This window comes from Sinomonas sp., from assembly GCF_051955515.1.
Classification (GTDB): domain Bacteria; phylum Actinomycetota; class Actinomycetes; order Actinomycetales; family Micrococcaceae; genus Sinomonas.
Window position 1 is genome coordinate 1 of the sequence record NZ_JBQCGQ010000036.1, and the last position, 8,601, is coordinate 8,601.

Annotated in this window: 9 protein-coding genes; 8 read left to right on the forward strand and 1 reads right to left on the reverse strand. The window is 66.6% G+C overall.

Annotated elements, in window-relative coordinates:
• Both ACTHL9_RS01835 and ACTHL9_RS01840 read left to right on the forward strand, forming a co-directional pair.
• On the forward strand, nt 1-297 hold a 297-nt coding region (locus ACTHL9_RS01835), incomplete at its 5' end, for an FCD domain-containing protein (RefSeq protein ID WP_440516944.1).
• Between the two features lie 195 nt (nt 298-492).
• Nucleotides 493-987: an NUDIX domain-containing protein gene (locus tag ACTHL9_RS01840; RefSeq protein ID WP_440516946.1), complete on the forward strand. Its 495-nt coding sequence runs from the start codon at nt 493-495 to the stop codon at nt 985-987.
• Between the two features lie 905 nt (nt 988-1,892).
• On the opposite strand, the gene ACTHL9_RS01845 is transcribed toward ACTHL9_RS01840, so the two are convergent.
• Nucleotides 1,893-2,780, reverse strand: a complete 888-nt coding sequence (locus tag ACTHL9_RS01845) for a LysR family transcriptional regulator (protein WP_440516947.1) — start codon at nt 2,778-2,780, stop codon at nt 1,893-1,895.
• Nucleotides 2,781-3,003: 223 nt separating this feature from the next.
• Between ACTHL9_RS01845 and ACTHL9_RS01850 the strand changes: the two genes are divergently transcribed.
• The 6 genes from ACTHL9_RS01850 (at nt 3,004) to ACTHL9_RS01875 (ending at nt 8,507) form a co-directional block, all read left to right on the forward strand.
• Complete coding sequence (locus ACTHL9_RS01850; protein WP_440516949.1) at nt 3,004-4,428, forward strand: NAD-dependent succinate-semialdehyde dehydrogenase; 1,425 nt, start codon at nt 3,004-3,006, stop codon at nt 4,426-4,428.
• Nucleotides 4,425-4,823: a carboxymuconolactone decarboxylase family protein gene (locus ACTHL9_RS01855; RefSeq protein ID WP_440516951.1), complete on the forward strand. Its 399-nt coding sequence runs from the start codon at nt 4,425-4,427 to the stop codon at nt 4,821-4,823. Before ACTHL9_RS01850 ends, ACTHL9_RS01855 begins: the two co-directional genes overlap by 4 nt.
• Nucleotides 4,820-5,725, forward strand: coding sequence for an NAD(P)-dependent oxidoreductase (locus ACTHL9_RS01860; protein ID WP_440516953.1), 906 nt, complete (start codon nt 4,820-4,822; stop codon nt 5,723-5,725). The genes ACTHL9_RS01855 and ACTHL9_RS01860 overlap by 4 nt, the downstream gene beginning before the upstream one ends.
• A complete protein-coding gene (locus tag ACTHL9_RS01865) occupies nt 5,718-6,092 on the forward strand; it encodes a hypothetical protein (RefSeq protein ID WP_440516954.1) in 375 nt (124 codons plus the stop codon). The genes ACTHL9_RS01860 and ACTHL9_RS01865 overlap by 8 nt, the downstream gene beginning before the upstream one ends.
• Nucleotides 6,093-6,096: 4 nt before the next feature.
• A complete protein-coding gene (locus ACTHL9_RS01870) occupies nt 6,097-6,975 on the forward strand; it encodes an alpha/beta fold hydrolase (RefSeq protein WP_440516955.1) in 879 nt (292 codons plus the stop codon).
• Between the two features lie 167 nt (nt 6,976-7,142).
• Nucleotides 7,143-8,507: an MFS transporter gene (locus tag ACTHL9_RS01875; RefSeq protein ID WP_440516956.1), complete on the forward strand. Its 1,365-nt coding sequence runs from the start codon at nt 7,143-7,145 to the stop codon at nt 8,505-8,507.
• Nucleotides 8,508-8,601: the final 94 nt, after the last annotated feature.

An 8,601-nucleotide genomic window follows, 5' to 3' on the forward strand; every position in this document is an offset into this window, starting at 1 on the left:
GATCCGGGCGAGAAGCTCGCGGCCAAGGACCGCTACTACGATGTGCTCCTGGAAGGCGCGGGCAACGAGGAGATCGCCCGCATGCTGCGGACGGTGAATGCGCGGACCCAGATCCTCAGAACCCTCTCCTTCGCCGCTCCCGGACGAAACATCAAGACCGTAGCCGAGATCACTCGCATCACCGCAGCGGCCGCCGTGAACAGGGATCCCGACGAGGCCCGATCCGCCTGCGAGGACCACGTACGAAGCGCGGCCGAGGCTGCCCTGGGGGAGATGCGCAAGAGCCAGCGCGCTTGACGAGTTCCCCGCCCGCCATCGAGCCTTTCACCCCCTCCGCCCGTGCCGGAGGGGGTGTTTCTTGTTTAAGGATTGACGCGCTCTACGCTTAGCTCTACAGTCGCTCTTACCGTATTACTGTATTTGACTTTGCGCGCGTTAGCGGGGCTTACATCCCACTTCAACGAGCCCCTGAGTGCAGGAGGAGCGGCAACGATGCCGGCAACAACCCAGATCATTGCGGTCCCGTCTCGGAGCGATTCGGCCTGCGAGCATGGGACCCCTCGTCAAATCGTCGCGATCGTGCTGGAATGGCGGGGAAAGATCGCCCTCCTGAAGCGGAGCCCTGCTGTCCGATCCGATCCGGGCCTATGGCAATGCATTACCGGATTCGTCGAACCGGGCATCTCCCCCACTCAGCAGGCCTTGGAAGAGCTCCGGGAAGAGACGGGCCTCGAGGCCGCCGATCTGGGGGAGGTGATGCCCGGACCAGTCCTCACCCTCGGAGACGACGAGGGCAATCCTTGGACAGTACACACCTTCACTGCTGTAACGAACCGGCGTCGTTTGGACATCAACTGGGAGCACACGGCCTTCCGCTGGACATCCCCCAGCCGCATAAGACGCTACTCCAACCGGGTGTCCTGGCTGGATGGGGTGCTCGACGCGACCGCCGGCCTCCGGCGAACATCCAAGGATCTCCCTTGGTAGAACTGGCTGGCTTTCCCGCTGAACGTCCAACCGCCGCATCTGGCATCCCGAATGCCGTGCTCGGGGTGTCCCTTAGGCGTCTTGGCAGGCGCCGGCGCGCATTACGAAGAAACCTGAGCTCAATCCGCCATATCACCTAGCTGCAGTCACGGTTTCATGAATCCTGCTCGCCGAGTGGAAGAACGGCGAGGTTGGCAGGGTGCTCAAGATCAGTGAAGCCTACCTAAGACGCTGCGCCTTTATTCGCTCTCACATCGCTCTCCCCCATGGACTGGATTCCCCCATGCTGGGGAGCTCGTGTTATGGGCCGCGTACGCGGCCCAACCGTGACGCGGTCCAACCGTCACTCGGCGAGGCGCGGGCGGCCCCGAGGAGGGCGTCAGGAGTGCTGTGAGGCTTTGCGAGAGGAGATGCGCCGGCGCAACAGTTCTAGTCCCACCCCCTCTTCTTAGGTGGAAGAGCCGATCGTTTGACGCAAATCACAATTCACTTCTACGAACTCTTCAAGACCTACCTCACCCCCGTGCTCGACGAGCTCGCCTGACCGAGGAACCGGAGACAGACGGAGAGAGGGTTATCTCCGTGGAGCACCGCACTATGCCCCCCACCCGAGGGCTCGCCGCCCCGATGGCGTTCGGAAGGACAATCCTGGCTGCCGCGATCGGCAACTTCATGGAATGGACGATTCTAGCCGGCTGATCGAAGAGGCCGTCCACCACTGGGTCGATGGACCTTTTCAGCGCCTCGTCTGAAGCATGCCGACCGGTGCCTATCGGCCGGCGATCTGACTTCAACCGGACTTGAAGATGGAGAGTACTTGTAGGCCCCCGATCAGACGCCGTTACCGCAGCCGACGGAAGAAGCGATGGCAAAGATTCTGATGGTTTGATTGACCGGACGGAAGGTCATGCGGCTGCTTCTACTGGTCCCGAAGCCAGATGGTCCTTGAGTTCTGAGATGAAGGCCTTGAGGTTGGCGGAGCGGCAGTCGCGGCGCCACATGAGCCAGGTCTCGGCCCTTCCGAGGTCCCCGGGGATGGTGTGCTTCTGGACGCGGCTGGCCCCGGGTAGGGTCTCGAGGAGCGATTCGGGGATCATGCAGATCCCGCCCCCGGCCGCGACGCAGGCGAGCATGCTGTAGTAGGAGGAGATCTCCACGATCCGCCCGGGGACAATGCCCTCGGATTCGAGCCAGTCCTCGAAGCGCTGCCGGTATGAGCAGATGGTGCCGAACATGAAGGCTGTGGGGTGGGAGGCCTTGAAGTCGGGATCGATCGTGGACACGGTCTGCGGCGTGAGGATCACGAGGTTCTCGGTGAAGGCCTTGATCCCGGTCAGGGCCGGCACGGCAGGCTTGCCGTCCGAGAAGGCGGCGGTGAGCTGTCCGTTGAGGAGATGGTCGAACAGGACCCCGGAGGAGGCGGCCTCGAGCTCGACGTCGACGGCCGGGTAGTTGAGGTGGAAGCTGGCCAGTATGGGCGGAATCCGCACGGCGGCGGTGCTCTCGAGGGCGCCGAGGCGGAACTTCCCGCGGGGCTCCCCCTGGGCGGTGAAGGCCTTGGCATCGTTGCACAGGTCGACGATCTTCCGGGCATAGTCGAGGAAGACCTCGCCGTCGGCCGAGAGCGAGCTCTGCCTCTTGTCCCGGACTAGGAGGCTCACCCCGAGCTCCCGCTCGAGCTGCTGGATCCTCGTGGAGACATTGGAAGGGGCACGCAGCAGCTTCCCAGCGGCCTTGGTGATGCTGCCCGTCTCGGCGACGGCGAGGAAGATTTCCAGCTGGGAGATCTCCACAGTGCCTTCTCCTTCCGAGAATCTGACGCCGTTGACTCTTCGGTCTCACAGAAGAATGACAGGCCCGCGGCTCGAACGCAAGGCTGGCAGGGCCACGGCCTCCACTCCGAAAGGGTCTTCTCTTGAAGAGAAGTGATACTTCCGAAAGTTCTTATTTATCGAACGGTTGGCTCTTCCTACAGTGGTGTTAGTCGGATCACAACAGACCGAAGGAACCCCGAGAATGAGCACCATCGAAGCTGCCGTCGCGAAGTCGACGAACCCGGCGACCGGCGAGGAGATCGCTGCCTACCCCTATCTGGACCGGGAAGGAGTCGAAAGGGTCCTCGTCCGCACCGCTGCCGGCTTCGCTCTCTGGCGGGAGAGCCCCCCGGAGCAGCGCGCCGAGGTCTTCCGGCGGCTCGCGGCGCTGCTGCGCCGCGACACGCTCTCCCTGGCATCCGTGATCACCTCGGAGATGGGCAAGCCGACAACGCAGGCGCAGGCGGAGGTCCGCAAGTGCGCCGACATGCTGGAGTGGTACGCGGAGAACGGCCCCGCCATGCTGGCAGACGCGCCGACCCCGATCGGCCCCGAAGCGTACGTCTCCTACCTGCCCACCGGCACCGTACTTGCCGTCATGCCGTGGAACTTCCCCGTGTGGCAGGTCTTCCGCGGCGCCGCGCCGATCATCCTCGGCGGCAACGGATACCTGCTCAAGCCGGCCTCCAACGTCCTCGGCTGCGCGCTGGCCCTGCAGGCCCTCTGGGAGGAGGCAGGCCTTCCAGCCGGGACGTTCGCCGTCCTGAACGCCGACCGCGACCAGATTCCGGCTGTCATCCACGACGGGCGGATCACCGGCGTCGCGGTGACCGGCGGCACCGCGGCGGGCCAGAGTGTTGCGGCCGAGGCGGGGCGTGCCCTGAAGAAGGTCATCCTCGAGCTCGGCGGCTCCGACCCGTTCATCGTCCTGGCCGACGCCGACCTGGACAAGGCGGCCGAGGCCGCGGCCGTGGGCCGGATGACCAACGCAGGGCAGGTGTGCATCTCCGCGAAGCGGATCATCGTCGAGGCCCCCGTGTACGCCGAGTTCGCAGCCAAGCTCACCGAGCATGTGAAGGCCTTCCAGGTAGGCGACCCCACCTCCCCTGAGACCTTCATCGGCCCCATGGCCAAGGAGGAGGCCCTCGCCGATGTCGACGACCAGGTGAAGCGCTCCATCGCCGAGGGCGCCCGGCTGCTCGCGGGCGGGCACCGCATCGAGGGCCCCGGCGCGTTCTACGCCCCGACAGTCCTCGGTGATGTCACCCAGGAGATGACCGCCTTCCGCGAGGAGATCTTCGGCCCCGTCGCCACCCTCGTCCCGGCATCGGACGCGGAGGACGCCCTAGCCAAGGCCAACGACTCCGAGTTCGGGCTCAGCGCCGCCATCTGGACCCGCGACAACGCCAGGGCCCGGGAGATGGCACGCCAGATCGAGGCCGGCGGGGTCTTCATCAACGGCCTGTCCGTCTCGGACCCCAGGATCCCCATCGGCGGGGTGAAGAAGAGCGGCTTCGGCCGCGAGCTGTCCTACCTCGGCGTCCACGAGTTCGCCAACATCCAGGCCGTGTGGGACCAGACCAAGATCGACGCGGCACAGGAAGCCGCGGAGGGAGTGGCCCAGTGACCACCCAGACCGTCAACTGGGAACTGTTCGAGAAGGGCCTCGCCACCCGCAAGGAGGTCCTCGGCGAGGACTACGTCCAGCGCAGCCTCGGCAGCGCCGACGAGTTCTCGATGCCGATGCAGCAGATGGTGACCCAGTACTGCTGGGGCGACGTGTGGAACCGGCCCGGCCTCGAGCGGGCCCAGCGCAGCCTGATCAACCTCGCCATGATCAGCGCACTCAACCGCCCCCACGAGCTCAAGGTCCACGTCCGCGGCGCCCTCCGCAACGGGGTGACCAAGGAGCAGATCCAGGAGGTCTTCCTCCAGGTCGCCGTCTACTGCGGGGCCCCCGCCGCCCTGGACAGCTTCCGCCTCGCCCGCGAGGTCTTCAAGGAGATGGAGGCAGAGCAGTGAGCACCATCGGCCTGATCGGCCTGGGCAACATGGGCTTCCCCATGGGCGAACGGCTCTCCGCCGCGGGCCACCGCCTGATCGTCAGCGACGGCGACGGCGCCGCCGTCGAGCGCTTCCTCGCCCGGAACCCCACCACGAGGCCCGTCGCGCAGCCTGCCGACTGGCGCGGGGCCGACGTCGTCATCACGATGCTGCCGAACTCGGACATCGTCGAGAGCGTGCTCCTGGGTATCTCGGGCATAGCCTCGGCCGCCTCGTTCAACACCCTCTTCATCGACATGTCCTCCTCCGACCCGCTCCGGTCCCGCGCTCTCGGGCAGGCCCTTGAACAGCAGGGCATGCGCTACCTCGACGCTCCGGTCTCGGGAGGGGTCAAGGGAGCACAGAACGGGAACCTGGCCATCATGGTCGGCGGCCGGTGGCAGGACCTCGAGGAGGCCAAGGACATCTTCGAGACCCTCGGGAAGTCGGTCATCCACATCGGCGGCGCCGGGTCCGGCCACGCCGCGAAGGCCCTGAACAACCTCGTCTCGGCTTCCTCCGTTGTGGCGACCGTCGAGGCCCTGCACATCGGCGTCCGGTTCGGAATCGACCCCGCGACCCTCACCGAGGTCCTGAACGCCTCCTCCGGGCGCAGCAACACCTCGGAGAACAAGGTCGCCCAGTTCATGCTCAGCGGAACGTTCGGATCCGGGTTCCCGATCGGCCTGATGGCCAAGGACATCAGGATCGCCACCGGGCTGGCCGACGGGCTCGGCCTGAAGGCCCCCTTCAGCCACGACTGCGAGGGAATCTGGCAGTCGGCCCTCGACGCCGGCCACGGCGGCGAAGACCACACGAGGATGTACGAGATCCTCGCACCCACCAACTCCTTCGAGGATGAAAGGCAGATCAATGCGTGACTTCGCCCAGGTGCTGCAGTCCGCGAACGAGGACTTCGAGTTCTCCCGCGAGATGCGCTACTACACCGGCAAGCTCCACGTCGCCATCGGCGACCAGGCATGGCAGGCGGCCTACGACGACGGGAAGCTGCTCTCCGTCGAGCCCGCAGCCGCCGACCCCCGGGACGCCGCGATCTGGATCAGGGGCAGCCGCGAGCAGTGGGAGGACATGACCGCCGAATACCCGCGCCCGTTCTTCCAGTCGCTGCAGAGCTCCTCGGTCAGGCACGGGGTCCAGCTGAGCAACACGCACCAGCTCTTCGCCTACCTGCCGGCCCTGAACCGGCTCATGCAGATCTTCCGCCAGCTCAACGCAGAAGGAGCGTAAGGCCATGGCCAAGCACGAACCCATCACCGGACACTACGTCTACCTCACCGTCGAGGGCACCGAGTACCGCGTCTACTACGAGGAGGCCGGGCAGGGCATCCCCCTGATCGTCGGCCACACCGCAGGGTCCGACGGGCGCCAGTACCGCCACCTGCTCAACGACCCCGAGGTCACCTCACGGTTCCGCGTCATCGCCTTCGACCTGCCCTTCCACGGCAAGTCACTTCCCCCGCACGGGGAGAAGTGGTGGACCCGCGAGTACAACATGACCAAGTCCCGCATGATGGCCTTCCCGAACGCCCTCTCGGAGGCCCTCGAGCTCGACCGCCCCGTCTACATGGGCAGCTCCATGGGCGGGCACCTCGCGATCGACCTCGCCTCGAACTTCCCCGAGGACTACCGGGCCACCATCTCGGTGGAGGGCGCGCTGCGATCGGCCGCCGAGTACGTCGAGGTCGGCATGGACGGGATCCGGCGAGAGTTCGACAACCCCAACGTCTCCCGCAACTCCATCGGCGCGGCCATGCTGCTGAACATCTCCCCCTACTCCCCCGAGGAGAACGTCAGGGAGATCCAGTGGGAATACCAGTCAGGCGGCCCAGGGGTCTTCGCCGGCGACCTCTACTACTACTACTACGACCACAACGTCACCCCGGAGGAGGCCGCGGCGATCGACACCGGCAAGTGCATGCTGTACATGCTCACCGGCGAGTACGACCCCAACACCTCCCCCGCCGAGACCAAGGAAGTCGCCAACCTCGTCAAGGGATCCAAGTTCTGGGAGATGCCCAAGCTCGGCCACTTCCCCGTGACCGAGAACTACCCCGAGTTCCGCAAGTACCTCCTGCCGATCCTGGCGGAGATCGAAGAGAACTCGCACTGAGGCCCTGACCCCGGCGGGACGCGAGCCGGCCTGCCGGGGTCAGCGGAACCCGCACCGTCCCCGGCGCGCCCGGGGACCGAAAAGGGCAACGGCGCCTGCAGAGTCCCTGACCAGCCATGCCCGAAAAGCCCTCCAGCACCCATCCGACCCACCAATGGAGGTGGACCATGTCATCCCCCAGCACCATCTGGCGCCCCGCCCACGTCACCAACCGCCAGATCACCTTCGCCACCGTCCTGGCCCTGCTCGCCTGGGCTTTCGCCATCTACGACTTCATCCTCTTCGGCACGCTCCTGCCCGAGCTCGGCAAGTCCCTCGGCCTGGACGCCGCGGGCCAGGCAGGCCTGGTCACCTGGATGTCCGCCGGAGCCGTCCTCGTCGGCCTCATCGCCGGGCCCGTCATGGACAAGTTCGGCCGCAAGGCCGGCATGGCCCTTGCCACCGCCGGGGCCGGCACCGCCTCCGTCCTGACCGCCCTCGCCGCGTTCCTGCCCGCCCCGGTCCTGGTCCTCATCCGGTCCATCAGCGGCCTGGGCCTCTCGGAGCAGGGCGTCAACGGCGCCTACCTCAGCGAGCTCTACGGCGCCTCCGACGACCCGCGCATCAAGAAGCGGCAGGGCTTCATCTACTCCCTGGTCCAGGGCGGGTGGCCCATCGGCGCCATCCTCGCCGCCGCGCTGACCGCCGTCCTCCTGCCGCACATCGGCTGGGCCGGATGCTTCGTCTTCGCCGCGGTACCCTCGTTCGTCGTCTCCGCCCTGTCCCGCAAGCTGCGCGAGTCGCCCCAGTTCGAGGCCATCTCCAAGATCCACCGGCTGCAGAAGAGCGGCGCGCACGCCGAGGCGGCGGCGATCTCGGAATCGCTGGGCATCGAGGAGCACCACCGGCCCAGCACCATGGCCGACATCTTCCGCGGCCGCAGCCTGCGCACCACCCTCGCCCTGTCCTTCGGACACATCCTGAACTACTTCCCGGTCCAGGTCTTCAGCGTCCTGGGCACCACCGTGATCACCACTATCCATCACATCTCCTTCACCAACTCGCTGGCCATCCTGCTGATGTCCAACGTCATCGCCTACCTCGGCTACCTCACGCACGGCGCTCTCGGCGACAGGTTCGGGCGACGCAACGTGATCTCCTTCGGCTGGATCCTCGGCGGCATCGTCTTCACCGCCATGATCTTCGGCCCGAGCGACTTCTGGACCGTCGTCGCCCTCTACAGCGTGGGCACGTTCTTCCTCATCGGCCCGTACTCCTGCGTCCTGTTCTTCGTCGGCGAGAGCTACCACACCCGCATCCGCGGACGCGGCGCGGCGTTCGTCGCCGCGGTCGGACCCATCGGGGCCATCCTGGCCAGCGCGGCCGCCACGGGCATCCTCGGCAGCGGCGGGACGTGGGCCACCGCGGCGTTCTTCTTCGGCGCCGTCCCCTGCATCATCTCCGGCTTCGCGGTCCTGTTCGCCCGCAAGAACCAGCACGTCGCCGACCCCGTCCACACCGGGGCGAGCGCCGTTGTCGAGACCGCCGAGTAATCGGACCTCGGGCGGCGTCCGATCTGGGGTGGCGTCCAGCAGAAGGCGGCGGACGGCGGCGGGGCCCTCCGCCGCCGTCCGCCCCCCACAACAC